This is a genomic window from Desulfatibacillum alkenivorans DSM 16219, assembly GCF_900142135.1.
Taxonomy (GTDB): Bacteria; Desulfobacterota; Desulfobacteria; order Desulfobacterales; family Desulfatibacillaceae; genus Desulfatibacillum; species Desulfatibacillum alkenivorans.
This window is the reverse complement of record NZ_FQZU01000023.1, coordinates 69,053-94,005: the sequence shown is the minus strand read 5'-3', so window position 1 is coordinate 94,005 and position 24,953 is coordinate 69,053. Positions and strand designations below refer to the sequence as shown.

Here is a 24,953-nt window from a genome sequence, read left to right as displayed (position 1 = left end):
CTACAAAGGCTTTGAACAGGTTCAGGCGATCTTCTGGCTTGCGCCCGTTGCCGCACCATTGAAACTGTGTAAGAAAGGGCACGGGATCCAAAAGCTCCATGACGGAAACGAATTGGCGCTGTTTTTCCGTCAATGGGTCCAACTCTTCTTCCAGCCATGGAAAAAGAGTGTTTTGTATGCTATGCCACATCCTGGAGAGAGTATGCATGTTCACCTCGTTTCTTAGACCGTGAATCTAATTGAGGGAATAGCATATTCTCTCCACTTATTCAATTATTTCAGTGGATTATTTTCAAGAAAACTCAAGTTCAAACCCCGATTAATTCACACCCACTATGGGGTTTTGCAATTGGCTCAACCGGAAATTCATTTGTTGGGTTTCGCACATGACTTTTTGGCTTTGATCATTATTCCAGCCTTAAATTGACGCCCCTCGAAGAAAACACTTTCCAAGCTCTACCCAACCTACTATTTTTACTTGAAATTACACAGGTTGGGCAGAGCTTGCGAAACCCAACACATCAACCGCCGCTACGCACCGGCGCTACTCCAGCCCCCTGGCGAACTTCTTGAAAACCCAAACAAGAGAAACAATGGCCACGGCAAACCCGATCGACAAAACCCAGGTGAGCGGCAGGGCCGCAAACCCGGCGCCGATCAAAGGCGTGCAAGCGCCGGCGTCCCACTCCGAAATCGTCCCCACGTTCCAGATCCGGCCCCAGGTCGCCGCAATGAAGCAGAGAAGCAAGGCCAGCAAACCGGTCAGGAGCGCGCCCCCTCCCCCGGGCCTGAGCTTTTTCGCCTCATGGGCAAGTAAAAATCCAAAGGTGAACATGGCCGGATACAGCAAGAAAACGTATAGGACCGTCCAAATCGGCAAACGCGAGGCGTCCAGCCAGTACATCCACATCCAGTCCGGCTGCAAGGCGTAGGCCGCTACCGCAATGCCCATACCCACCGCCGTGTTGTACGCCATGCCCCAACGATAATACGGGCTGCTTAACAAAGATCGCGCGCCGGACGGGGCGCCTGCACCTGCTTGGGCCGGACCGCCGGCCTCCAGGCGCTCCCCCGCCGCCATATGAAAAGCAACTCCCAAGGCTGTCGTCAACGTGGCATCCAAAGGTATTGTCATGGCTCCCCTCCTGATTTACCTGTAAAGTCCCATTGTTGATTAATTTTGGTACGAGCCTGTACCAAGTTTAGCCAAGTTTGCGTTGCAAAGTCAAGAACATTTTGCCATGGTGCGATTATGACAACATCTCCGGTACGACCATATCTCGGCAAACCCGCCGAAGAGCGCATCCAAGAGCGCCGCCGCCTGTTGATGGACACGGCCTTTGAACTGCTGGCCTCCGACGGCTGGCGGCAGACGACCATCGACAAGATCTGCCGTAAGGCGAAGCTGAACAAACGCTATTTTTACGAGAGCTTTCCGGGCTTGGATGAGCTTGCGGCCGCCGTGGTGGACGAGCTCGCCCAGGCCTTGTTGGAGCATGGTTTTCGTGCGGTTCAAGAGGCTCGGGAGGAAGGATTGTCCACGGACGATCTGGCTCGCAAGGCCATTGCTGCGGTGGTGGAGTACGTCACGGAGGACTCGCGCAGGGCGCGCGTTTTATTCACGGAAGCTGCCGCCACCCCCCAGGCCATGGCCCATCGCAAAGCCACGATCCACGGCCTTGCAAAGGCCCTGTCCGCCTACGGGCTCGAGCATCACAACGCCCAGGGGGAAGAGGATCCTTTGGACATTCTGGCCTCCGCATTGCTGATCGGAGGGAGTATGGAAGCGGTTCTTACCTGGCTGGACGGCAATATCGCCATGTCCCGGGAGCAGTTTATTGACGATCTGGCGGCCTTATGGGTCTTCGCCGGAGACGGCGCCGCGGCCCGGGCCAAAGCGCGGCGATCCAGCGTGGTCAATAAAGTAACGACCGCATAAATATAACTGAGGTTCTACCGTCTCCTAACATTGAATTTTTCCCGGTATTTCTTTTTTTCAAGAGGATGCTTCCACTTCTTTTTCCCGCGATCCGTGGATTTTTCCATCAAAGCCGTGAATTGATCATTCATTTCTTCTGACGACATTCGGCCGGTGACTCCTTTATAAAAAATGTCAATCGCAGGAACCTTTCTCAAGGTGGCAATAGATAAGAAGACTATGACAAATTTAAATAAAAACTTTAGGATACGGGTCTTTAGCTTGCCTATGGGCTTCGCGTTTCTCCAGGCCTGCTCATAACCGGCCATGTACTTTTCGGCAAAGGCCTCCCCTTTGTATTTGCTGATCCCCGGACTTTTATGAGCCACATGATGCCCGACTTCATGATAAAGGGTGTCCAAAGCGTAATCCGTTCCCAGCAGCCCAAATGCCATCTGTATTCCTATACCGGGATGTACGCGATCTTTGGTGATCCATACCTCGGGCCGCCCGCTCGCCGCCGCCGCCTTATGATAGTAGCATCCGGTTGTGCAGCCGCCGGGCGTTTTAATGGCGTCATCCTGGACTACGCGAACGGCATAAAGATTTCTCAGGTCCTCTGGCCTTAGAAAATTCAGCATCTTTTCCAGCCTGCGAATTACGGAGCCCGGGGTCTTGCCCTCACAGCCCCAAATGATTTTAGGCATATGGCGATTGGGCATGGAGTCCGGATTGGGCACTACTTTAATGTCAGGGAGTTGTGCGTTGGTTTTATTGAAAGCGCGCTGATTGGTTTTTCTTTTCTTTTTCCGGGAGCTCATCAATATGTCCGTTCTATGTATTTGCTTTTATCGAACATTGCCATAAATCATAATCCGGGTCATGGATGAACTGCATCAGGCGGTTCTGTGCAGGGACGCCATCGGCGACTTCTACTGTTCCGTCATTTTCCAGACGACTTCATAAAGTTCATTGCGGCGGCTTTGCAGATTCCGCACGCTTCCCTGCTGCCGCAGTTCCTTGAGCAGGTCAAGGTCCAGATCCACCATGAGGGTCATTTCAGTGTTTGGCGTGGCCTCGGCGGCAATGGCGTCGTGGGGAAAGGCAAAGTCCGACGGCGTGAAGACGGCGGACTGGGAATATTGGATGTCCATGTTTTCCACTTTGGGCAGGTTGCCCACGCTGCCTGAAATGGCCACATAACACTCATTTTCGATGGCCCGGGCCTGGGCGCATCTTCGAACCCGCAGATAGGCGTTTTTGGTGTCCGTCAAAAACGGCACAAGCAGCAGGGTCATGCCCTTGTCGGCAAGATTTCGTGAAAGCTCGGGAAACTCCACATCATAGCAAATAAGGACGCCGATCTTTCCAAGGTCCGTATCGAAAATCTTCAATTGATCCCCGCCCTTTAAACCCCAATACTGGGATTCGTCCGGCGTGATGTGCAATTTGTACTGGGCGTCCCATGTTCCGTCCCGCCGGCAGACGAAAGCCACGTTATACAGGAAGTCGTCCCGAAGCTCGGGCATGCTGCCCGTCACAATATTGATATTGTAGGTGATTGCCATGTTGACAAAAGCCATCCGGATTTCCTCCGTATATTCGGAAAGGGATCGCATGGCTTCCGCCGGATTTTCCTGGTTGAAGTTTTTTAAAAGCGGGGCATTCACCAGTTCGGGAAACAAAACGATGTCGGAATTATAGCCGGCCACGGCGTCCACGAAAAACTCGGCTTGATGCAGGAAGTCCTCCACTTTGTCAAAGGGCCTCATCTGCCACTGCACCACCCCAATGCGCGGATAGGATTTTCTGCCGCCGAACAATTTCTGCCTTTTTTCGTAGTAGATATTGTTCCATTCCATCAACACCCCGTAGGAATCGGATTGGACGTCTTCCGGAATGTAATTTTTCATTATTTTCTTTATGTGAAAATCATTGAGCAACTGAAAGGATAAAACCGGATCGTAGATTTCATTATCCTTCACTTTTTGAATGTAGGCGGCCGGCGTCATGTCATGGGAGTGCTTCCCGTAACCGGGAATCCTGCCGCCGAAAATGATGCTTTTTAAATTCAGGGTTTCGCAAAGCTCTTTGCGGGCGTCATACAGGCGCCGGCCCAGGCGAAGGCCGCGATAATCAGGATCCACGAAAATGTCCACGCCGTAGAGGGCGTCCCCTTCGGGTTCATGGGCTGACATCTCGCCGCCCTTGACGACATCCTCATAAGTATGCCGTTTGTTTTCAAAGGCATCTGCGTTGACCAGAATGGCAAGGGCCGCCCCCACCACCTTGCCGTTATCCTCGATGCAAATCTGGCCTTCCGGAAATTGCTTGATCAAGGCGCCGAACTCCTCCGGCTCCCAAGCGCCGCCCATTCCTTTATAGACCCGATCCATGATGCGCTTGATGTCCGTGTAATCTATATCTTTCAGACCCCTGAGTATAAACTTGTGTTCCTGCTGTTCCTGCTGTTCCTTATCATTCATGATAGATCCATGCCTTTATTGTTTGAGCCGGGATTATTCCTTCAGCCAATCCGAAAGAGTCACGCTCCTAACATCTCTTCAGGGCCGAAACAATTCAAAAATTTCAATTTTTAAAGGCCCGAAAAAAATACAGCGCGAAAACCGCCGGACGGATTTGCTTGGGGAGCGGAGGGCAAGGCCATGCATCCTTTTGCCGTCCCCCCGCTCCCGGAATATTGCTGAACGCCTAAAACGCCACTTTGTCGCGGCCTTTGAGCTGAAGAATTTCGCGGGTTTCGTCCGGGGTGTAGGGTTCGTAGCCGAACTCCTTGGCGATGCGGATCATTTTTTCCACCAACTGGGCGTTGCTGGCCGCCATTTCGCCGGGGCCAAGCCACAAATTGTCCTCCAGGCCCACGCGCACGCCGCCGCCAAGCAGCATGGAAGTGGTTCCCATGGCGAATTCGTTTCTGCCCGCGGCGATGGTGGAGAAGATGCATTTATCGCCGAACAGGGACTGGGCCGTCTGCTTCATGTGCAGCAGATGGGGGATGGTGGAGGCGATGCCGCCCAAAATCCCCATGACAAACTGGACGTACACGGGATTTTTAAGCTGCCGGGTCTGAAAATAATAGTGGGCGTTGTGCAGGTGGCCTACGTCGTAGGCTTCCAGCTCCGGCTTGGTTCCGGCCTCGCCCATGATCTTGAAGACCATGTCCAGGTCGCTGAAGGTGTTCTTGAATATAAAATCCCGGGAGCCTTCCAGATAGACTTTCTCCCACTCGTATTTCCATTCCGTGAATTTCTCCGCCATGGGAAAGAGCGCAAAGTTGATGGAGCCCAGGTTGCAGGAGGCCAACTCGGGCTTGTATTTGGGAACCGCCGCCAGACGCTGCTCCACGGTCATGTTGATGCCGCCGCCCGTGGTGATGCAAACGACGCCGTCGCACCGGGCGTTGATGGAGGAGACGATTTCGCCCATGACGTCCAGGTCTCCGGTGGGCATGCCGTTTTCCGGGTCCCGGGCGTGGACGTGCACTGTGGATGCGCCGGCCTTGACGGCGTCCACGGCCTGATCCGCGATGTCTTTGGGCTTGATGGGCAGATAAGGAGCCATGGTGGGGGTGTGGATGGCTCCGGTTACAGCGCAATTGAGAATGAATTTGGGCATGATGGGGGCCTTTCTTTGGGTTAGTCTTCTACAATGGCTACAGGACGGGTCCACCCGCCGGAAGCGCCTTTCACCTTAATGGGAAAGCAGGCCACCTTGAATCCGTGGGGCCGGGGGATTTTATCCAGATTGGTCAGTTTTTCCATGTGGCAGTAGCCCATTGCAATGCCTGCAAAATGAGCCTCCCAGATGACGGCGGGGTCTCCCTTTTCCTTGAACTCCTGGGCCAAAAACGGCAGGGGGCGGTCCCAGGACCAGGCGTCGATGCCCACCACTTTCACGCCCCTCTCGCAGAGATAGAGCGTGGACTCGCGGGTCATGCCCGCGCCCTTGACCAGGTAGTCGATCTTGCCCCAATAGGCGTCCGCGCCGGTGCGCACCAAGACGATGTCCAGGGGCTTGAGAGTGTAATCGATGCGCTTCAACTCGGCTTCCACGTCTTCGGCGGTAATGCGTTCGCCGTCCGCCTTGTGGGAAAAATCCAATAGCACGCCGTCCTGAAAGCACCACTCCAGGGGCACTTCGTCGATGGCCAGGGCCTTTTTGCCGTTATCCATGGTGGGATGGTAATGGTACGGAGCGTCCAGATGGGTGCCTGAATGGGTGGTCAGCTGCACAAACTCCACGGCCCAACCCAGGCCTTTGGGAAGCTGGTTCTTTTTCAGGCCGGGAAAAAAGGTTTCCATCTGCTCCGCGCCCATGGCGTGGTCGATGAAATCCACCTTGGGAATCATCATTTCAGGGTCGGACGGCAGACCGGTTTCAATGGCTATGGATAAATCAATGAATGTTTGTCCCATAATTCGCCTCGCTGTGGTTGTAGGTGTGGGGAGTTCAGAGCCTTTTGATGCATGCATAGTAACCCTGAAAGGCTTTTGAGAGCAAGCTTACACCGGATGATTTTGCACGCCGCCCTTGCAAAATCTCTTAAAATGGAGTTATTCTAACACCGTACAGCAACAGGCGCAGTCATTATAAGAAATGTGTTCTTTAACTCTTTATGCTCACGCGGAAAAGGAATCTGGTTTATGAAATTGACCGCAAAAGAAGTTATGTCCAAGGAATTTGAAACCATCTCTCTGGACGCCCCTGTGATGGAGGCGGTTGAACGCATTCTAAAAGGCAAGGTGCGCGAATCGGGGTTCAGAACCATCAGCCTGATGGTGACGGACTCCATGGGCAGGTTGGCCGGCGTAGTTTCCATGCTGGACATCCTCTATCACATGCGCCCTCCCTTTTTTAATTACATGGACGACAACGCCGGCATGGATATGGACGATGTTTCCCTGTACATCGACAGATTCAAGGGGCTCAGCGTCAAGCATGTGATGACCATCCAGACTTCCGGCGCCTACCCGGAGGAAAACATCCTGCCTCTGATCGACCAGATGGTGCGCAAAAAGGTCCGCCGCCTTCCGGTGCTGGAAGACGGTATTCTGGTTGGCGTCGTGTACATTACGGAAGTCTATCGCAAGATCTGCCAGGAATGGCTGGGCGCGGAGCTTTAATCCATATCCAAAAATGAAAGGCGCGGGAAGAGCTTCATTATAAGAAGCCTTTACCGCGCCTTTTTGTTTTTTGCGTCCGGAAGCAAATTGGAGAACAACAGTGGAGCGGATCATCGCGGAAAGGGGAAGATCCGCCGCCGTAAGATATTTCATAACGGAGACCCAGCGTTTGAAGCGTGTCTGGCCGTGGGCGCTGCATCTCAGCCTCCAGAGTCAGCCTTTAAACCGCTCCTTGTTTTCCATGAGGGCTTTGACCGGGTCCAGGCCGTAGGGAGATCCCTCCTCGATGGCCTTCAAGACCGTGCCGCCGCCCGTAAAGAAATAATACTGGGCGCTGTCCATGGCGGCCAGGTACAGGCCGGGGCTGAGGTTTTTGAATTCCTGGAGGGTGTCGCCGCCGCCGTAAAACTTCTGGGCGCCTGTGTTGGCGTCGATGGTGGCGTCCAGTTTTTGGGAGCCTTCGTAAAAATGGGGGGTCAGGCCCATGACCGCGTTGACGAAAATGGTCCTGGCGCCGGCGATGGCCTGGGCCACCTGGGGCGTGTTAAAGGATTCGGGCGCGATGTCCAGGAAGTATCCCCGCTTTTGGCCGGGGGCGAAGTCGGCCGCAGGCACGGTCCGGTACTTGCCTTCCACCCGGCCTTCGATGGTGTCTGACTCCACCAGGAAAGGCAGCTCCACGATTTTACCCGCATCCTTGTCCTGCTCCACCAGATCCCGGGCCGCCTGGACGTCCGTCTCGCTCACGCCGCCCACGGAGATACCGTATTTGGCGCACAGGAAGGCGTTGTAGATGACGCCGCCCAAAATCAGGTGATCCACCTTTTTGTAAATCTCCTGCAGGGGGCCTATTTTCGTATCGTATTTGGCGCCCGCAACCACGGCCGTAAAGGGCTTTTCCGGCTCCAAAACATGGCGCAGGTTGATCAATTCCTTTTGCATGAGAAAACCCGCATAGGAAGGGAGGTGCTCGGCCACGTCAAAGGTGGAGGCGTCGGGCTGCCACGATCCGAACGCGTCGTTCACAAATACGTCGGCCAATCCTGCAAGCTGCCTTGCCAGGCGCTCCCTGGCTTCTCCCTTGGCCGCCTCTCCGGAGAACCAGCGGGTGTTGGGCAGGTAAATCCCGCCGATGCGATGTTCGTTCAAATCCCGGATGTGCCAGTTGATGGAGGTGTCTATCTGGCGGATGCCCTGGTCCCCGTCCACGGGAAACTCGGGAATGGCGAAGGTGGTGTACAGCTTGCGCTCCAGGTATTCCACGATGGGCTGGACCGACGTGCCGGCGTCCACCTTGATAGTCCCGGCCTTCTTGTCCTTGGGGCGGCCCACGTGGGTCATGAGGATGGGCCTGCCGCCGCGCTCCACGATATTGTACAGGGTGCCCAGGGTGGCGTCGATCCGGTAGGGATCGTGAATCACGCCCTTTTTGACCACGTTGTGGTCCACGCGGACCAAAACCACTTTGCCGGCCAGGTCGGCGTCCTGGATCAGGGGAAGCCTGGAATCAATGAGATGTCTGTTCATGACGCGCTCCTTTGTGTTGAAAACAGGGGTTGACCAATAATGGCACAGGGCGCACGTGGTGTCAGCAAAAAATATGGGCGGGGGAATTTGGGGGGTGTTGGAAGGGTGAATGGCGCCAGTCACAAAAGGATTTTTGCTGTTTCAAGAGACGCTGTACATTTTATGAAATCGATTTAATTTCATATAGTTCTGTATTCATCCCCACGCAAAGCATGGGAACGAGGGGTATGAAAAGCCAGGACGGAATCCAGGCTTAAGGCATGGGAACGGGCCGGAAGTTTTCTACGGAAAAAGAAAATACAGCGTACAACGTATCAAAACAGGCTCTGAAGGCTCCGGCTTTAGAAATGAATTGTAAATCCCAGGGACATGGAGTAGCCGTCTTTGTCAAAGTTGTTGGGGCAGGATTCGTCTTTGCGCATGGTCATGGAGGGGTCTTCTTCGCTCAAGTCCATGCCGCGGTACAAAAAGTCCAGGCCAAAACGGACGGGCGCGTCGGAAAAGGAGAATCCCACGCCCAGTTCGTAGCCGGACGCCGCCGGCAGGCTGGGGGATACGCGGCTTTCTGAGTCGCGGCCTCCGTAGATGATGCCGCCGCCCAGATAGGGCAAGAAGCGTTTGCTGACGTGAAATTGCAGCCTGGAGCCCATGCTCAGGAAGCTGGTGTTCAGGGTGTCGGAGAGCATGCCTTCGAAGCCGGGGCTGTTTTCGCGGCCGCTTCTGTCCAGAAGGTCCAGGAGGGCTTCGCCGTCGTCCAGCATGGAAAACAGGGAGCGTTTGTCGTTGCTTGCGGCTCCGTCCATGGAAAAGCGATAGGTGGAATTGGCGTCGGAGTTGGATTGAAAGCTGGATTGGGGATCGATGGTGACGGGTACGGGAATGATGGCATGGCCCGTCTCGCGCAGGTCCTCCACCCAGTCCCAGGACCATTGGGGAACGTTGGCCGTGCGCGGAGAGGCCTTGACTTCGGGCGCAGGCGTCTCCTGCCCGCACAGGGCGGGCGGGCACAGGGCGCAAATCCACACGGCCGTTATAATCAAGATCAGTAAAGCCCTGTATGAGCCTTTGGTTTTGTTGAAATGGCCGGAGCAGACAGGAGCCTTACGATTGGCGGCGTTTGTGGAATCTTTCATGGTTCATTCTCCCGGAGCCTTATGGCGGCCCCTTTTTAATGATTGAGAATCACAGCCCTATCAAGTAGAACAAGCCCGATCTTAAGCCGAAAAAGCGCCTTGGAACCGGCGGAGCTGCAATCGCCCTCACCGTAAGTACACGTTGCGTGCCAAGCATTGCTTCTCGGCGGATGATTTAGCAATTCCCCAAAAATAACAGACAATTAAAGAGCCGGAAAAGATTTTGGCCGCGTCCACGGCCTGTCAGGGGAAAACCCCATACAAACATCGACCCGCCTGTCCGGCCGCCCTGGCCGGAGGAGGCCGAAACACGCTTATTTATCCGGAATTATAAATAATTGGGAAAAAGCATCCAGTCCCTGATCGGGACGAACCATTTGTCCTATTGAGCGCCATCCCCATGCAGCAGACTTTTCCTAGGCGGAAAAATCTTCCTGCCCCCTTTTGGTAATGGTTGACGGAGTATACCAAAAAGCAAGCCCTTTTGTCTTTAAAAAACCGCCAATAACAATCCTTTGTGCAGATAATCAAGGCGTGGCACGACATTTGCTTGATTTTGAGAGGCAACCGGCGCCCCGGATCTGGGGAGTTTTTCATAGAGTCCGGTCATATGGAGGAGCAGCATCATGAAAAAAATCGGTGTTTTTTTGTTGATTCTGGGAGCGGCCGCGGCTTTGTCCGCATGCTCCCACGGTAAATCCAAGGATGTATCCGGGGCTTCCATGCCGGAAGAGATATACGCCTCGCCGGATTACAATATGTACAGAAACGCCAAGGTTGGGGTTTTTCCGTTTATGTCGCCCGAATACGCCCGGGGCGCGGGAAACAGCGCGGCTTCGGTTTTTTGCAGGCAGTTGGAGAAAAACCGCGTGTTTTCCGCCGTGCATCTGGAGGCGGACGTTCCACCCCAGGCCATAGCCGAAATAGCCAAGGCCAAAAGGTACGACTTGGTCATCACCGGGGCCGTCTTGTACTGGTTTGAAGGCAGCACGCTGGAGCCCTCACGGGTGGAGCAGGAAGTCACGGTTTTCAAGCCCTCGTCCAAAGGGGATAGGATTCTGTGGAGGGCCCGCCTGATGGAAACCGGTTGGCCGGTGCAGCCCAAAGACTACTTGCTGGGGCAGACGCATGCGGTTCCGGCGCCCTCGGCCATGACGCTGGTGCAGAAAAACGCGGGAAAATTTTGCAAGATGCTTTTGGCCGGCAGATAAAACGCCGTTTGGATTCATACCCAGGAGAATGCCCATGACTTTCACGAAAAGAAAACTCGCCGCAGCCGTGCTGGCGCTTGCCGCGTCCGGTCTGCTTTGGGCGTGCCGGTCCCAGGCGCCTTATCCGGTCACCTATTCCATAAACGCCCAGCAAAAAATGCAGGCGGTCCATCATTGGGACATTCTGGCGGAAGACGTGGCCAATCAAGTGATGATGACCATTGAGCAGCATCCGGGAATCGAAACCCAGCCTGTTTCCGTGGCGTCTCCGGACGAAACTACCGCCTTCTCCCTGATGTTCCACAATCTGCTGGTTTCCCATCTTGTAAACCGGGGCCTGGTGCTCACGCCCTCCAATGAAGGAAGCCTGATCCTTGGCTACAGCGCCCGCATTCTCCAGCACGAGGACCGGATCATCCGGAAAAATCCGGTCAAATGGACCATGCTGGCGGGCAGCATGCGGGTGGCCCGGGCCGCTTATGACTGGGCCACGGAAGACATTCTGAATATGGGCGTCGGCATGGGAATTCTGGGGGATTTGGCCCGGGGCTACACCACGGGCGACAAGCCGGCCAAGGAGTTGTTCATTACAACGACCCTGGCCTACGGGGATCGGTATCTTATGCACGCCAACGACATTTACTACATCAACGACGGCGACTGGTGGCAGTACGACGCCAACCCCATCGCCATGGGAAGCTCTTTGGACGCGGGCGGCCCGGGGCAGGCAAAAACCTATCGGACTGTGTCTGAGTGATCGTTATTGCGAACCATTGGGAGGGCCGCATGCGTTGCCAACATGGGATCATCAAAAAAAATCGTTTCAGCGCCTGCGGAAAAGGCGCGCTTTTTCCGGCCGCCGCTTTGATTTTAGCGGCCGTCCTGGCCTTTGGAGGATGCAGCTCCAACAAAAGAAACAGGCCCTTGGACGATGGAGTAAACCCGCTAGTCATTCCTCATGAAAGTCTTCTGGAGTCCAGCTATAACGCCGGCGACGTTTTGGCCCAAGCCCTGAAAAGGCAAAGCCTGCCCATGAACCGGCCCATGCTGGCGTCCAGCCTGGTAAATATAGATAACCTTGAAGAGTCGTCCACGTTCGGACGCCTGGTTTCGGAGCAGATCGCGTCCCGGCTGGCCCAGCACGGATACCCCTTTGTGGAATTGAAATTGCGGCAAGACTCCGTGTTCATCAAGGAGGGCCAGGGGGAATTTCTCCTTTCCCGCGAATTAAGGCATTTGGGCGAAACCCACGACGCCGCCGCCGTCCTGGTGGGAACCTATGCGGTGGCCGAAGACCTGGTTTTTGTGAGCGTCCGGCTGGTCAGGACCCAGGACAACACGGTGATTGCAGGACACGACTATCAGCTGTACAACTCGGACATCGTGGAGTCTTTGCTTCGCTGAGATTGTTTTAACAAAAGAAGAATTCCAGCCTTTTCGGCATTATTGGCTTGATTTTCCGTTAGTTGGTATATTATGAAGAATTTTCACGACTGGCTAAGACGCGGAATTAAAGCCAAAGGGATTATTCATGCTGAAAAAAAAGCGGCTGGCTCAATATGTAATCGCCCAGGGCCTGAGCTCCGACGAGTTGGATGAGGTTATCTTATGCTGCGACGTCCTGGAGTTTAAGGACGGAGATCCCATCATCAAGGAGCACTCCATCAACTCCTCCTTATACATTCTGGAGGAAGGCAGGGTTAGCGTCCAGATAGAGGTTTGCCGGGAAGAAAAAGAGTCCATGGAGGAAATAGCAATCCTGGACTCGGGGGATGTTTTCGGAGAAATCGCCTTTTTGGAGGAATGGCGGAGATCCGCGTGCGTCATGGCTGTGGGGGACGTGTCCGTTCTCAAATTAGACGGAGACCGGCTGCATTGGCTGTTTGAAAGGAACAACCATATCGGCTACCTGATGATGCGCAACCTGGGTCTGGTTCTGGCCCGGCGGCTCATGGACACCAACTACCTGCGCAAGATAGACATAGAAGACGGCTCTGTTTGCGAGGATCCCTCCGTCCACGCATAACCCGCCCGGTTTTTCAGGGCGCAGCGAATCCCTTTGCGCCGCCCTGCCCCGCCCCTAATATCCTATTTATCTTGCCGATGATTTTTTGCGAAACATGGTCCGCATTTTCCATCCGGGACGCCGAAGTCACGGAATCCACGCCCGGCGCTTCGATGTTCAGGTCCGGATCTCCCGTCGTTGTCAGCAGCACGATTTTTTGCTTGTCCGCCGTCTTTTTTATAAAGGCTTCGATTTCCGGCTCCACTCTCCAAGCCATGCAGGTGTTGATCAAAACCACGGCGTCGAAGTCTTCGGCGTTGATTTTGTCCAAAGCGGGAACGCTTTCCACCTGAATAAATACGTCCTGACCTTCGTAAGATTTAACGACATTTTTCAGAATGGTGTTTTTAAATTCCGTATCCTCCGTGGCGAGCAGCACTTTACTTCCAGCCGAAGGACTTCCGTACCGGACGGAGGAAACCCTTTTGGGGCCGCAGCCGGCGGCGAGCAGAAGAAGGACGGCCAAAGCCGCATAAAACCGCATTGAACGCATGGCGAATTCCTTTCCCAAAGGATAAAAAAAAGGCGAGGCGCCCCGGCCGCACGCCGGATGCGCCTCGCTTTTTTTATAGCATAAAACCCGATCAGTCCGTATTGTTAATGGTGAAATACCTGCTGCCTATGCCGTCCGAATTGCCGGCGTTGTCCCGGGCGGTCCACCGGATGGTGTGCAACCCGTTGGTATAGGCGGTGGTGTCCAGATAAAAATAACCGGCCGCGCCGTCCGAGTTTGCATAGCCCGGGAACAGGTTGGCAATGTCCTCCCGGTACTGATTGTACGTGGGATGCCCTTGATATACTCCGTCCACGTAGACGTTGAGGGTGGAGCCGTCCGTGGGGATGCTGTTGGGCTGGGGAGTCAGCGCCCAGCCCCAGTTTGCGTAGCTGGAGCCCGAGGCGGTCCCGCCTTGGGCTGGAGCGTCCAGAGCGCCGAAGGGCTTCACCGCATTGGCGTTGTCGCATATTATGGTTTTCGACCCCAAGGAGGTCTGATTGCCCTCGTAATCCGTGGCCACGGCTTCAATGATGTAAGTCCCGTTGCCGCCGTCAGGCAGGAAATTCGTAAGCATCATGTAGCCCCAGCCGGCCCGGGAGTTATGGGGATAATCCGGGTACTGATTGGCCACGTCCGGTCTGGCGCCTTCCACCATGACGGCGTCGCCGATGTAGATCTGGCCGCCGCCCGTGGTGTTGTATATCTTTACGCTGTCCACGCCCGCGTCGTCCAAGGCCCATCCGGTGACCGGGATGGAGCTTCGGACCGTTGAGTTGTCCAAGGGCGTATCAAAGGAGCCGAAGGGGGGATTCAGATTTTCCGGGTCTCTTTTGTTGACTCCGACTTTTACGTTGCGCGTATACCCCCCGGTGTCGCTGATGGGTACATTGACCCATGTGGTTCCCGCGGGGGCGGAACTGTAACAGGCGTAAAAAGACATATACGCAGAGCCTGTTCCGCTTTCCGGCCAGATGCTCAGCCAATTGGGCAGTTGGCTCGTTTGCACAGACCAGCCCACACGGGAGTTTGCCGTGTTGACCCAGGCATGGCCCACCCAGGGGCCGTCGCCTTTTCCGCTTAAATCGACTTCCGTGCCGCTGACCAGCATTTTATCCGGGAATACGGTGAAATGGGGAATGCCGTAATCAATCAGTCCGGGAGCGCCGGGATCCAGAATTTCCCCGTTCTGAAGCGCATCCAGGTCGCCGTCGAGGCCGTCTGTCAAGGTTATGTCGACCTGATTGCCGGTAAACACGGCGTTGGCGTATAAAACCCAGCCGTCGTCCGTCACTTTATAGTACTGGCTTCCGGCGGGAAACTCGGACGGAAAGGTCAAGACAGCCGTGATTGTATCGCCCAAATTCAGGCCCGTAACCTTGAAGGTTATGAGGCCGTCCGGAAAGGAGAATCCCGGGGGAAACCCGTTCTTGGTGACTTGGTTTACGTTCAGAATGCCGATGGACGCCGGGTCCAGAACGCCGCCCTGGCCCGTGATGTCAATTTGATAATGCCTGCCGTTGTATTGGATGTCGGCTATCTCTCCCGTTGCGTTCAACGTAACCTTCACCTGAATCTCCTCATCCCGGGGAGGCTCCATGTCATCGTCGTCGTCAAAGGGGCAGCCCAAGAGCAATAGGGAACAAACCAGTAAAAGGGCCCATAAGGCCCAACGCCTGCCTTGGAATTCGGAAACCGGGTCAGCCATGCCAATTCCTCCCTGCTAAGGATGAACAAAATTAATTTTATACACTTGATTTTATGAGATGAATTGCATCTCAAGACTACCCTGATTCCTGGCAAAGCGCAACAGAAATAATAAGGGCGCCCCCCTTAGTTTTCCTCCCGAAATTCGGCCAAATGCTCCAGGAGTTCGTCCAGCAACTCCCGGGGATACAGCACTCCGGCCATTTCGTCCCAGACCGGCCTGGTGCGCGCGGCGATCACCTTCATGTCTTCGTCCGAGGCCTGGGCCAGAATGAGGCCGTATTTCAGCATGGCGTCCAGGCATTTTTGATTGTCCACCCGAACCCGCTCCGTAAACAGTTTGACAAATTCGCTTCTCTCTTGCAACAGCGCCTCTTTATAGGCTTTAACGTCCTCCGAGGCTTCGAAGTCCTCTTTCCGTTGAATCATAAGGGCCGGAGAATAGCGGATTTTGGAGGTGTTGACGTATTTGTACACCGAATACATCTGGGAGCCCACCTGCCAGATGGCCGGGCCGATGTTGGCGTCGATCACGCCCTGACGCAGGGAGGTGCTGATTTCGGGCACATTGACCGGCACGGCCGAGGCTCCCAACGACTTGAGCATATTGGCTTCCAGGTCTCCATACCAGCAGCTGAAGGTGGATTTCTCGAAATTCTCCAGCTTGTTCATGGGATATTTGACCGAGTAAATCTGGTCAAAATCCTGATCAATAAGGCCTACGAGAAACAGTCCGTGCTTTTCGGCCAGGCTGTCGAATTCCGGCATCATCTGCTCGCGGATATAATCCACCTCGTCATAATTCCGAAACAAGAACGGCAGCTCCAGCACCGTCATTTCGGGCACGGCCATGGTCACGCCCTGGCCGGACAAGCCCGCGCCGTTCAACTGGCCGATGCGCATTTTTTTCAGGATGTCCTCGTCGTCCCCCATGACGCCGCCCCAGTATATCTTCAACCGCACCTCTCCATTGGTGCGTTCCTGCACCATGGGCAGAAGCAAATCCTGAATGTGGACCGCCCAACCTATTCCGTTGGGCGCCAGGGTGGCGTATTTCCATACGTATTTGGGCTTTACTGCGCCTGTTTCGGCGCGGCCCTGTCCTATCCCCCCCAGCAGCAACATGGCTGCTGCAACAGACAACAAAAGTCTTTTGCAAAGCATGGCTTTTTTCCTCCGAATTGATAGGGCTCAAAAAGGAATTCCGGCCGGCTTGCATCTCTTCAGGACTGTGCGGGCGCATAGGGAGCAAGGAGCAATCCGGGAAGCGATCAAGGCCAGGGCAAGTCCGGCGCGGAGCGATTTTTGAACTGACATGTCAGTCTTTTTTCTCCGTGGAATAACCAATTCCTCACCCGGTGTCAAGATCGAATTTCACATCCCGCAAATTCGAAATAAACAATCCTTTCGGAGCCCTGTCCTTGCATGCCGCCGAGTTTCCGGGTATATACTCCGGAACCCGGAGGTTGAAGGGATTTTATTATTTGTTGAGTTTTCGGGTGCAGCTGATAGCTAAAGAATATGGGATGAGTATTCCTATACACATGATTTGGCGAATATGACGAAAGAGGCTTACAAACCCGGCAAGGAATGCATCAAGTGCGGATCGTGCATGACCGTGTGCCCGGTGTTCCAGAACACCCATATGGAAGCCGACGTGGCCCGGGGCAGGCTGGCTGTGCTCAAGCAGGGGGAAAAGGACGAAAAGCTGGCCCGTTCGGCGATCATGCGGGACGTCCTTACCCGGTGTCTGCTGTGCGGCGCCTGCGAAAACGTGTGCGCCAATAAGGTTCCGGCGCCCAGGCGGGTGATCCAGGGGCGTGAAATCGCCCGCAAGCGCTTCAACCTGCCCAAGCAGGTGCAGCTGGCGGCCCTGACGGATCAGGGCTTGAAAGGCGGCCTGTTGCGGACCGGCGGCAAGCTGGCCCAGGGACTTTTGGGCGGCAAGATCGACAAATCCAGCGGCCTGTATTTGCGCTTTCCGGCCTCCTTTTTTACGGACCGTAAGGTCATCCCCGCGTTTACGTCCCCGTCTTGGCTGGAACGCAAAAAGGGCGCGGACTTTTCCGGCCCGGGCCTTCGGATCGGCTTTTTTGCGGGATGCGGAACCGATCATCTGTTTCAGCAAAACGCCCAGGCCTTGGAGCGGCTGGGCGAGAAAGCCGGGTTGAACATCATTACGGTTCCCGGCCAGGGATGCTGCGGCCTGCCCGCCTATGCCGGCGGAGACCGGGAAACGGCCATCGCCTGCGCCAAGCGCAACCTGGACGCCTTTTCCGCCCTGGATTTGGACGCGGTGGCCACGGTCTGCGCCTCCTGCGGCAGCCAGATTCACAATCTGCCCCAGTTATTTGAGGACGATCCGGAATACTTGGCCAAGGCGGAAAAAATGGCGGCCATGCACCGGGACGCCGCCCAGATCCTTTTGGACGCGCCGGATTTCCGGGATTTGCTGAAGCAAATCAACGCCGCGGCCCATGGTGACACGCCGCGCGTGTACTACCACACGCCCTGCCACCTTCGATTCGGCAAAAGCGCCTCCTCAGCTCCTTTGGATTTGCTCAAGTCGCTTGATCAAAGAATCGACCTGATCCCCCCCGGAGGCCTGACCCAATGCTGCGGCCACGGCGGCGGGTTCAATATCGATCACCATGATCTGTCCCTGAAAATCCACCAATCCGGGTTGGGTCCCATCCTGGAGCAATCGCCGGAAAAAATCGTGACCGGCTGCACCGGCTGCCTCATGCAGTTCATGGAAGGCGTGTACACGGCGGAGCGCCCGCAAGTGGAAATTTGCCATCCCCTGGTTCTGGTTGATACACTGCTGAAATAGCCGGACGCAATTTTGCGAACGGTCATCCTTTTGTCCAATAACGAGGTCTCGTGAAAGTTCTTCTCATTTATACGGTGACGGAAAACGTGAACATCCCGGTTTTGCCTTTGGGCCTGGGCTGCATTGCAGCGGCCGTGGAGTCCAAAGGGCATGAGTTTTCGCTCTTCAACGCCACGGACGACCCCGAATCCCTGAAAGCCTTAAAAGAGCGCATCCGCGAGTTCCGGCCCCAGGTCATGGGCCTGTGCGCCCGCAACGTGGACAACCAGGATCGCACCAATCCCCTGTTTTTGATCGAGCCTGTGAAGGAAATAACCGCCGCGTGCAAGGAGGCTTCGGCCGCGCCCGTGGTGATCGGCGGGGCCGGTTTCACCATGTTTCCCGACGAAATCCTGGCGTATTCCGGCGGAGATTTGGGAATCGCCGGACAAGGAGAGGAAAGTTTTTGCGAACTGCTGGATTGCATGGAGCAAGAGGCCCAGCCGGACGGCATTCCCGGATTGGTCGCCCCGGACAAGCCCTTTGACGGCAGGCTGGCGGCGGTCCGGAACCTGGACGCCTGGCCCTTGCCCCTGCCGGAAAAGCACATCATCGCGCCCGAACACTGGGACCTGAAAAGCGTCATGGTTCCTATCCAGTCCCGGCGGGGCTGCGCCCTGGATTGCTCGTACTGCTCCACAAAAAACATCGAAGGCCGCATCCTGCACAAGCGATCCCCCGAAACGGCCGCGGAAAACGTCCGCCAATTCATGGACAAAGGCTTCCGTTGCTTTTTTATTGCGGACAACACATTCAACCTGCCGCCCTCCTACGCCCGCGCGCTCTGCAAGGCCCTGGAGGAACGGGCGCCCGGCGCCAAATGGCAGGGCATCATCTATCCCAACATGCTCGACGACGACCTGGCCCAGGCCATGGCCAGGGCCGGTTGCAAGGCGGTGTCTTTGGGCTTCGAGCATGGAGACGAGGACATGCTGCGGGCCTTCAACAAGAAGTTCGGCCTGGAAAAGGTGCGGGAGGTCTCGAAAAGGCTCAAAGCCCACGGCATTGGCCAGGGCGGATTTTTGTTGCTGGGAGGACCCGGTGAAACCAAAGAAAGCGTGAAAAAAGCCTTTGCCTTTATGGAATCCCTGGAACTGGACGCCGTGCGCATCACCCAGGGAATCCGCATTTATCCCAAAACCGCCGTGTACGAACAGGCGGTCGCCAAAGGGGTCATAAAGCGGGATCAAAACATCCTGCACCCTGCCTTTTACGTGGAGCCCGGCCTGGAGGATTGGTTGCAGAACGCCGTGGCGGAGTTTCAGGCCAGCCACCCGGATTGGGTGTTTTTGTGATTTTGGGAAGGCGTTGGACAATAAGGGGGGCGCTGGGAGGTTGCTATGGGTTCGCCGCGGACGCCCTTGATGTGCAGAGCGTCCATTAGCAGGGCAAGCCCTGAATCTACATGTTAGCTTGAATTCCTGCCGCGTTATTACTCAATATCGACCAATGAGGCGCCGTACATTTTGAAACGCGCAGAGCGCTTTTTGGGCAGGGAAACCCTGCCCCTACAACCGAAATCAACCTGTCAGGCTTCAAAGGGCGATGTAGGTTCAGGGCTTGCCCTGCTTTCTTTTTGCGCAACCGGGAAAGATTGTCGAAGTCAGGAAAGGCCGGCGGGCGGAAAGAATGTATTGAATTCATTTTTTCGTTTTGGGTGGATCGTTCGTTCGCAGTAACCTTCTGATTTCTAACAACAAACAGGTCGCACTTATTGCGCTGACGCGCCCAGTCAAAAGGGCATATTGGAAGCCCATCATCTGCCACTTGCCGGGTCGCTTTTTACTGGCTTTCTCTTTCCGCGAAACCCAACAAATGAATCACCAAATCCTCTCCAAAAATCCCGCGCCGGGGCTCAAACGTCAAACGTAGATTTGACCCCATCCTCCCACGCGTTATTTCAGCGAGAACTCCGCGCGGCAGAGGCTGGTTTTGTCGTCCAGGCCGTCCAGGGCCGGAGGCTCCACAATAAAAACGCGGGCCGGGTCGATTTGCATTTCGTTCAGCAAGACGTCTTTCGCCGCCTGGGCGCGTTGCCAGGCCATTTGCACCAACTCCTCATCCGACGGCGTAACCGATTTAATGAGCATGGCCTCCATGTCCGGGACTTCAATTTTCTTGACCAGGCCCAGGGCGGTTTTCTCTTTTTCAAATTCGGCGTCTTTATAGGCTTTCCAGACAATCTCCTCACGCTCTTCGTCCGCAATTTGAATCTGGTCCAGCGGGGTATCCTGCCCGGCTTTGCCCATGGACGCTTTTTTGACGGAAGCCAGAAGAGCGGTGTACCGGGCCTGGGTGAGGGCTTCCCTGTCTGCATCGGGATTGGTCAGCCCCTGGATGTCCAGCTTAAGCAGGGGTCGCTCCTGAAGGGCCTTGGCCAATTTGTCCAGCTTATCCAATTCATCCGGGGAAAGCGCGGTGGAGCCCGGCTGGTATTCCACAAAGGCCAGTTCCTCGCCGCCGCCAACCAGGGCGCCCAAAGCGGCGAACGGAGACGTAATGACCTTGATGATCACGTTTGCCAGGGCCTTGCTGATGACCTTGCCCAGCTTGAACTCGGGATTGCTGGGGTCGCCCGAGACCGGCACCGGCAGCTCGATCCTTCCCTGGGGATCTTTCAGCAGGGCCAGGGCCAGTTCGATGGGCGCCTTGATGGCGTCCGGGCTGTCCACCTTTTCCCCCAGGGTGAGCTGGTCAATGACGATCAGGTTATCGCCGTCGATCAGGCCTCCCTGGTAAAGATATTCGTGGGCCAGGGTCAGTTTGCCTTTACTCAGGCGATACCCGATGTATTTAGCCGTGTATGGGGAGAGCGGCGCCATTTCGATGTTTTTAAATCCGAACACCACCTTGCCCGAGGGCGGTATGGTCAGGGGCTTGGCCCAGCCGGTGATGTTCAACGGCGCATGATTATCCAGCTTGCCGGTCATTTCAATGGTTGCCTTGGCGTCCGGATTGCTGCTGATGGTGGTGATGGTTCCGTTGAGGGCGTCCAACTGCGTGGTGAAACGGGGTTTTATACTTCGGTCTTGAAAATAGACCACGCCGTTTTCCAGCACAATGCGCTTCACCTGGATATCCGGCAGTTCCAGGGGTTGGGCGTCATCCTCGGACGGAGACGCTTCCTGGGCTTCCTCCGTCTCGGCGGCGGCCATATCCTGCGCAACATCCTCGGGTTTTTTCATGAGGTTGGCGTAGTTGATGCTGCCGTCCTCCTCCAGGATGACCCAGGATTTGAGGTCTTTCAGATGAATTTCCTCGACGCTGGCGCTAAGAGGCTCGGTCTGCACGGAAATGCCTTTGACGGACAGGACGTCCCAGTCGGCCAGGTTGGATTCCTTGCGGGTTTCAAAGTCAAAGCCCGAAACCATGACGTCGCCTTGAAAGGTCGCACGAGGGACGTCGTCCTGCATGGCGAAGGTCGTCTTGCCTTTCAGCGTAAAATCCGCTCCTTTAAGCAACGCATCCACGTATTCCTGGAGATAGGGGGTGAGAAAGACAAGCCCCGTATTTTGGCAATGCACTTCCAGCTCCGAAGCGATGGGATCCAGGCTGATCTCTCCGGTTCCGCTGATTACGCCCCGTTCGTTGACATTCATTAAGAAAGACACGCCGGTTTTGGCGCCGGGCGCCGTGGAAAAGTCCCGCACCTTGACGGACATGCCGGCGACTTCCAGGCTGACCGGGTCCGCCATGGAAAGATCCTTGAAGGTGAAGTTGTAGTCATCCAGGTTTAAAGCAGCCAGTTCCGCGGTCCAGACAGGGCCTTGCTTGGCAAGCTCAGGAGCAGGGACGGGCTCTGTTGCGGGGGCCTGATCCGGGGCATCCTCCCTGACAGGCTCCTGCGGGGCTTCCGCAACGGCTGTTTGGGCGGCGGCGTCCTCCTTGACTTCTTCCGCGGGAGGTTCGGAGGCATCCACGTGAACATCCTGCCGGACTTCCTTCGGGGCGGCTTCAGACGCCGCTGCAGCGATTTCTTCCACCGCTTCCTTTGCCGAAAGCTCGATCATCCGGGTTATGTTTATGCGCTTGGATGGTTCCAGGGCGGCGGCGAACCATCCGCCGTTGGTGTTTACGGCGCCCACGGAGGCTTTCAGGGCGGCCATGTCCGCTTTGGCGTCCTGGACGTCAAAATGCTCCACGCCCGCCAGCTTCAAAGCGCCGTTCTGGGCGAACAACTGCAAATTATCCAGGGAGGCGTCTGCGTCTTTCACAAGGACGTCTGCGGCCGCCGGGTCTTTAACCAGCACGTCCATTCCCAGGGAGAACTTGCCCAGGGAAATCTGGTAAGGCCCGCGGATTTCCGGCTGTTCCGGGTCGTTAAAGGAATCCTTCCACGCCAGGAGCGTGTCCGAGACCTTGAGATTGCGGACAGCCAGGTTATGGGCGCCGGACTCCTCCATGGAGTATTGAATGGCCGCATACACCTGCGTCTTGGCTGTAACCAGGGTTCTGCCCTCTATGGCCGGGATGTAGGCCTTGTAGGGCGCCGCGCTGATATCCCGGAAAGACACGCCGGCCGAGGATTTCAGGTTGGGATCGAAAATCAGGCTTTCGGCCTCAACCGTCAGGGGGGCGCCGTTGATGCTGGCTTCCAGGTTGATTTCAACGGGCTTGTCCAGGTCGCCGGGCAGGCCGGAAACGCCCCGGACCGCTACGAACAAATCGATAATCTTATGGGTTGCATCTTTTTGCTTATCAACAAAAACAATATTGCCGCCGCTGACGGAAAGGATGTCCAGGGAAAACCTGGGCGGCTTTTTTTCCTGCTCTTCGTTGTTTTCTTCAGGGGCATTGGCTTCGGGATTGCTTGCGGGAATCAAATCGGCGAAGTTGAACGCACCGTCCTCATTCATGGTCACGCGGACCAGGGGATTTTCAAGGTCCACTTCCCCCACCACGGCAGCCATGCTGGTAATGGAATCCCAAACTTTGACGTCCACGGACAGGCCGCCGAAGGAAACAAAGGCGGTTTCGTCCGGGTCGAGAATGGTGAAGCCGTCCACCCTCAAGGTCAGGCCATAGGGGTTGAAAGCGACGTCTTCAATGGAGGCTTTTCGGCCGTAATCCTTTTCTATAGTACGGACCACGCCCCATTTTATGAGCGCGGGGATCAGGACAAAGCCTATAATCGTGTATGCGGTCACCAGTCCTAAAATGATAATAAAGATTTTTTTGAGTCGGGACAGTTGTTTCCAGCGGGCAATGGGATTCATGGCATATACCTTTATTGGAATGGGAACCGGTAGTTGCGGGAAAATGCTCCGGCTGGCGGCCAGCGCCGGCGCGTCACTTAAAAGAGAAAAGGGCAGGCTGCCCGCGGACGCGCAACCTGCCCTGAAATTATGCAACAAAAAGGTCTAATTAAAAAACGGGAGTCAGTTGGACCCTTCTGTTCCGGGCGCGTCCTTCTTCCGTATCATTGGAGGCCACAGGCTTGGAGAAGCCGTAACCCTTGGCGGACAGGCGTTCCGGCATGATGCCTTTGCCCACCAGGCTGTCGATCACCGCGTCGGCGCGATACAGGGAAAGCTGCTCGTTGTATGCTTTGGAGCCCTTGTTGTCCGTATGGCCTTCCACAATCAGCTTGAGGCCGGGGTTGGCGCGAAGGATGGCAACGATCTTTTTGATGCAGGGCTGGTATTCCTTTTTGACTTCATAGCTGTCAAAATCAAATTCCAGGTCTTTGATGATCCAGCAGCCCACCTTGTTGACGTCGGCGCCCCTGGGAGTGCCGGGGCACTTGTCAGCGCTGTCGTACACGCCGTCGCCGTCGCTGTCCAAGGGTTTGTCGGATTTCTTCAGAAAGACCTTGGTCACGAAATCGCACATGGCGTCCCCGTCGGCGATTTCAGAGGCGTTGATGGAGAAGCCGCATCCGCCGGCCTTGGCGATTTTCTCCAAAATAGCTTTGCCGGTAGGATCGGAGCCGATCTGGATGGTGTATATGCACACCTTGTTCATGTAACGGCTTTTCAAATCTTTGGCCGCCGCTACAGCCGCTGCAGCGTCCATGGCGTTCTTGTATCCGTCGCTAACCAGGATAACGGCGGTGGAGCCGTTTGTTTTGACAAGGTCGTCCGCTGCGCCCAAAAGAGCCAGGTCCATGGGGCTGTCGCCGCTGGCCTTTTTCTGGGCCGCCAGGGCGCCGCACATTTCCTTGGTTACGTACTGGGTCATGCCGTATTCCAATTTGCTGACTTTGGAAAAGGGGCAAATGCTTCCAAAGGTGCGCAGGCCGGCCTGGAGATCCAGGTCGGGAATGGTCTGGTTCATGTGCCGCAAGGTGGTTACAGCGGATTCCAGATCCCCGCCGCGCATGGATCCGGATTTATCCAGGATCACCAAAAAGTTGTCCACTTTTTGCGTGTACTCGCCCATTTTGGCGTTCAGGTCGCACACCTTAAAAGGGGCGGGGGCTGGCTGTTTCATAGCGCAGCCGCTTACCATGGCAAGCACGACCAGGGCGATCAACGGCATCCACATCAGCTTCTTCATAATCGGTCCTCCTCTAAAAAAACCGTTTTTGGGGGTAGATAATTGCGTTTACACGCGTTTCTTGCTTCAAAAATATAAACGAGTTCGTTCGTTAATATTTCGTATCATATCATTCAGCATAGCATCGTCTATTTTAGGCCCCAAAGTCCTGAAAGGTCAAGGCACTCTTTTTAAGAAGGATTATTTTTTCCAAAATTGCAGTCAGACCCAGATCCCATAAAAAAACATGCAAGCCCCCATTACTTCACATAAAACCATAAAAATTCCTACATAACCATAATTGATGAAAATTCCAGCAAATGTCAAATTTTATCAAATCGGGCCTTTTCATAACCCCGGTGCTTGGCCTATATTAGGGCGAAGGTTCCCGCCAATAATTTTTTTT

At 55.3% G+C, this 24,953-nt stretch carries 21 protein-coding genes; 8 read left to right on the top strand and 13 right to left on the bottom strand.

What is annotated here, in order from left to right:
- Together BUE18_RS28330 and BUE18_RS17345 are read right to left on the bottom strand one after the other, a co-directional pair.
- On the bottom strand, positions 1 to 208 hold a 208-nt coding region (locus BUE18_RS28330), incomplete at its 3' end, for a hypothetical protein (RefSeq protein ID WP_211482820.1).
- 336 nt (positions 209 to 544) lie between these two features.
- Positions 545 to 1,135 carry a hypothetical protein gene (locus tag BUE18_RS17345; RefSeq protein WP_073477451.1) on the bottom strand — a complete coding sequence of 197 codons (591 nt, stop codon included), beginning with the start codon at positions 1,133 to 1,135 and terminating at the stop codon, positions 545 to 547.
- A 117-nt stretch (positions 1,136 to 1,252) separates the two neighbouring features.
- Here BUE18_RS17345 and BUE18_RS17340 point away from each other — a divergent pair, with 117 nt between their 5' ends.
- Positions 1,253 to 1,939, top strand: coding sequence for a TetR/AcrR family transcriptional regulator (locus BUE18_RS17340; RefSeq protein WP_073477450.1), 687 nt, complete (start codon positions 1,253 to 1,255; stop codon positions 1,937 to 1,939).
- 14 nt (positions 1,940 to 1,953) lie between these two features.
- Here BUE18_RS17340 and BUE18_RS17335 read toward each other — a convergent pair whose 3' ends face one another.
- From BUE18_RS17335 to BUE18_RS17320, 4 genes are all read right to left on the bottom strand, one after another.
- Entirely contained in the window at positions 1,954 to 2,559 is a 606-nt protein-coding gene (locus BUE18_RS17335; RefSeq protein ID WP_139264787.1) for a hypothetical protein, read from the bottom strand.
- 291 nt (positions 2,560 to 2,850) lie between these two features.
- Positions 2,851 to 4,404 (bottom strand): bifunctional GNAT family N-acetyltransferase/carbon-nitrogen hydrolase family protein, encoded by a 1,554-nt coding sequence (locus BUE18_RS17330; RefSeq protein ID WP_073477448.1) that lies wholly within the window; start codon positions 4,402 to 4,404, stop codon positions 2,851 to 2,853.
- Between the two features lie 226 nt (positions 4,405 to 4,630).
- Entirely contained in the window at positions 4,631 to 5,554 is a 924-nt protein-coding gene (locus tag BUE18_RS17325; protein ID WP_073477447.1) for a beta-keto acid cleavage family enzyme, read from the bottom strand.
- A 20-nt stretch (positions 5,555 to 5,574) separates the two neighbouring features.
- Entirely contained in the window at positions 5,575 to 6,354 is a 780-nt protein-coding gene (locus BUE18_RS17320) for a cyclase family protein (protein WP_073477446.1), read from the bottom strand.
- A 228-nt stretch (positions 6,355 to 6,582) separates the two neighbouring features.
- On the opposite strand from BUE18_RS17320, the gene BUE18_RS17315 reads away from it, so the two are divergent.
- Positions 6,583 to 7,062: a CBS domain-containing protein gene (locus BUE18_RS17315; RefSeq protein WP_073477445.1), complete on the top strand. Its 480-nt coding sequence runs from the start codon at positions 6,583 to 6,585 to the stop codon at positions 7,060 to 7,062.
- Positions 7,063 to 7,275: 213 nt separating this feature from the next.
- Here the strand turns inward: BUE18_RS17315 and BUE18_RS17310 are convergent, their stop codons facing one another.
- Complete coding sequence (locus tag BUE18_RS17310; protein WP_073477444.1) at positions 7,276 to 8,589, bottom strand: phosphoglycerate kinase; 1,314 nt, start codon at positions 8,587 to 8,589, stop codon at positions 7,276 to 7,278.
- Positions 8,590 to 8,930: 341 nt separating this feature from the next.
- Positions 8,931 to 9,722, bottom strand: a complete 792-nt coding sequence (locus BUE18_RS17305) for a hypothetical protein (RefSeq protein WP_073477443.1) — start codon at positions 9,720 to 9,722, stop codon at positions 8,931 to 8,933.
- A gap of 626 nt (positions 9,723 to 10,348) precedes the next feature.
- Here BUE18_RS17305 and BUE18_RS17300 point away from each other — a divergent pair.
- From BUE18_RS17300 to BUE18_RS17285, 4 genes are all read left to right on the top strand, one after another.
- Complete coding sequence (locus BUE18_RS17300) at positions 10,349 to 10,933, top strand: lipoprotein (RefSeq protein WP_073477442.1); 585 nt, start codon at positions 10,349 to 10,351, stop codon at positions 10,931 to 10,933.
- Positions 10,934 to 10,967: 34 nt separating this feature from the next.
- Positions 10,968 to 11,690 carry a hypothetical protein gene (locus BUE18_RS17295; protein WP_073477441.1) on the top strand — a complete coding sequence of 241 codons (723 nt, stop codon included), beginning with the start codon at positions 10,968 to 10,970 and terminating at the stop codon, positions 11,688 to 11,690.
- 29 nt (positions 11,691 to 11,719) lie between these two features.
- Positions 11,720 to 12,337, top strand: coding sequence for a FlgO family outer membrane protein (locus BUE18_RS17290; RefSeq protein ID WP_083611105.1), 618 nt, complete (start codon positions 11,720 to 11,722; stop codon positions 12,335 to 12,337).
- 127 nt (positions 12,338 to 12,464) lie between these two features.
- Positions 12,465 to 12,959, top strand: coding sequence for a Crp/Fnr family transcriptional regulator (locus BUE18_RS17285; protein ID WP_073477440.1), 495 nt, complete (start codon positions 12,465 to 12,467; stop codon positions 12,957 to 12,959).
- Between the two features lie 13 nt (positions 12,960 to 12,972).
- Here BUE18_RS17285 and BUE18_RS17280 read toward each other — a convergent pair whose 3' ends face one another.
- From BUE18_RS17280 to BUE18_RS17270, 3 genes are all read right to left on the bottom strand, one after another.
- Complete coding sequence (locus BUE18_RS17280) at positions 12,973 to 13,491, bottom strand: hypothetical protein (RefSeq protein ID WP_073477439.1); 519 nt, start codon at positions 13,489 to 13,491, stop codon at positions 12,973 to 12,975.
- A 91-nt stretch (positions 13,492 to 13,582) separates the two neighbouring features.
- Positions 13,583 to 15,199: a choice-of-anchor U domain-containing protein gene (locus tag BUE18_RS17275; protein WP_073477438.1), complete on the bottom strand. Its 1,617-nt coding sequence runs from the start codon at positions 15,197 to 15,199 to the stop codon at positions 13,583 to 13,585.
- A 125-nt stretch (positions 15,200 to 15,324) separates the two neighbouring features.
- Complete coding sequence (locus BUE18_RS17270; RefSeq protein ID WP_073477437.1) at positions 15,325 to 16,362, bottom strand: TRAP transporter substrate-binding protein; 1,038 nt, start codon at positions 16,360 to 16,362, stop codon at positions 15,325 to 15,327.
- A 394-nt stretch (positions 16,363 to 16,756) separates the two neighbouring features.
- Between BUE18_RS17270 and BUE18_RS17265 the strand changes: the two genes are divergently transcribed.
- Complete coding sequence (locus BUE18_RS17265; RefSeq protein WP_073477436.1) at positions 16,757 to 18,031, top strand: (Fe-S)-binding protein; 1,275 nt, start codon at positions 16,757 to 16,759, stop codon at positions 18,029 to 18,031.
- A gap of 50 nt (positions 18,032 to 18,081) precedes the next feature.
- On the top strand, positions 18,082 to 19,365 hold the full coding sequence (locus BUE18_RS17260; RefSeq protein WP_073477435.1) for a B12-binding domain-containing radical SAM protein: 1,284 nt from the start codon (positions 18,082 to 18,084) through the stop codon (positions 19,363 to 19,365).
- A gap of 600 nt (positions 19,366 to 19,965) precedes the next feature.
- Here BUE18_RS17260 and BUE18_RS17255 read toward each other — a convergent pair.
- Entirely contained in the window at positions 19,966 to 23,286 is a 3,321-nt protein-coding gene (locus BUE18_RS17255; RefSeq protein ID WP_073477434.1) for a DUF748 domain-containing protein, read from the bottom strand.
- A gap of 148 nt (positions 23,287 to 23,434) precedes the next feature.
- A complete protein-coding gene (locus tag BUE18_RS17250; RefSeq protein WP_073477433.1) occupies positions 23,435 to 24,568 on the bottom strand; it encodes an OmpA family protein in 1,134 nt (377 codons plus the stop codon).
- Positions 24,569 to 24,953: the final 385 nt, after the last annotated feature.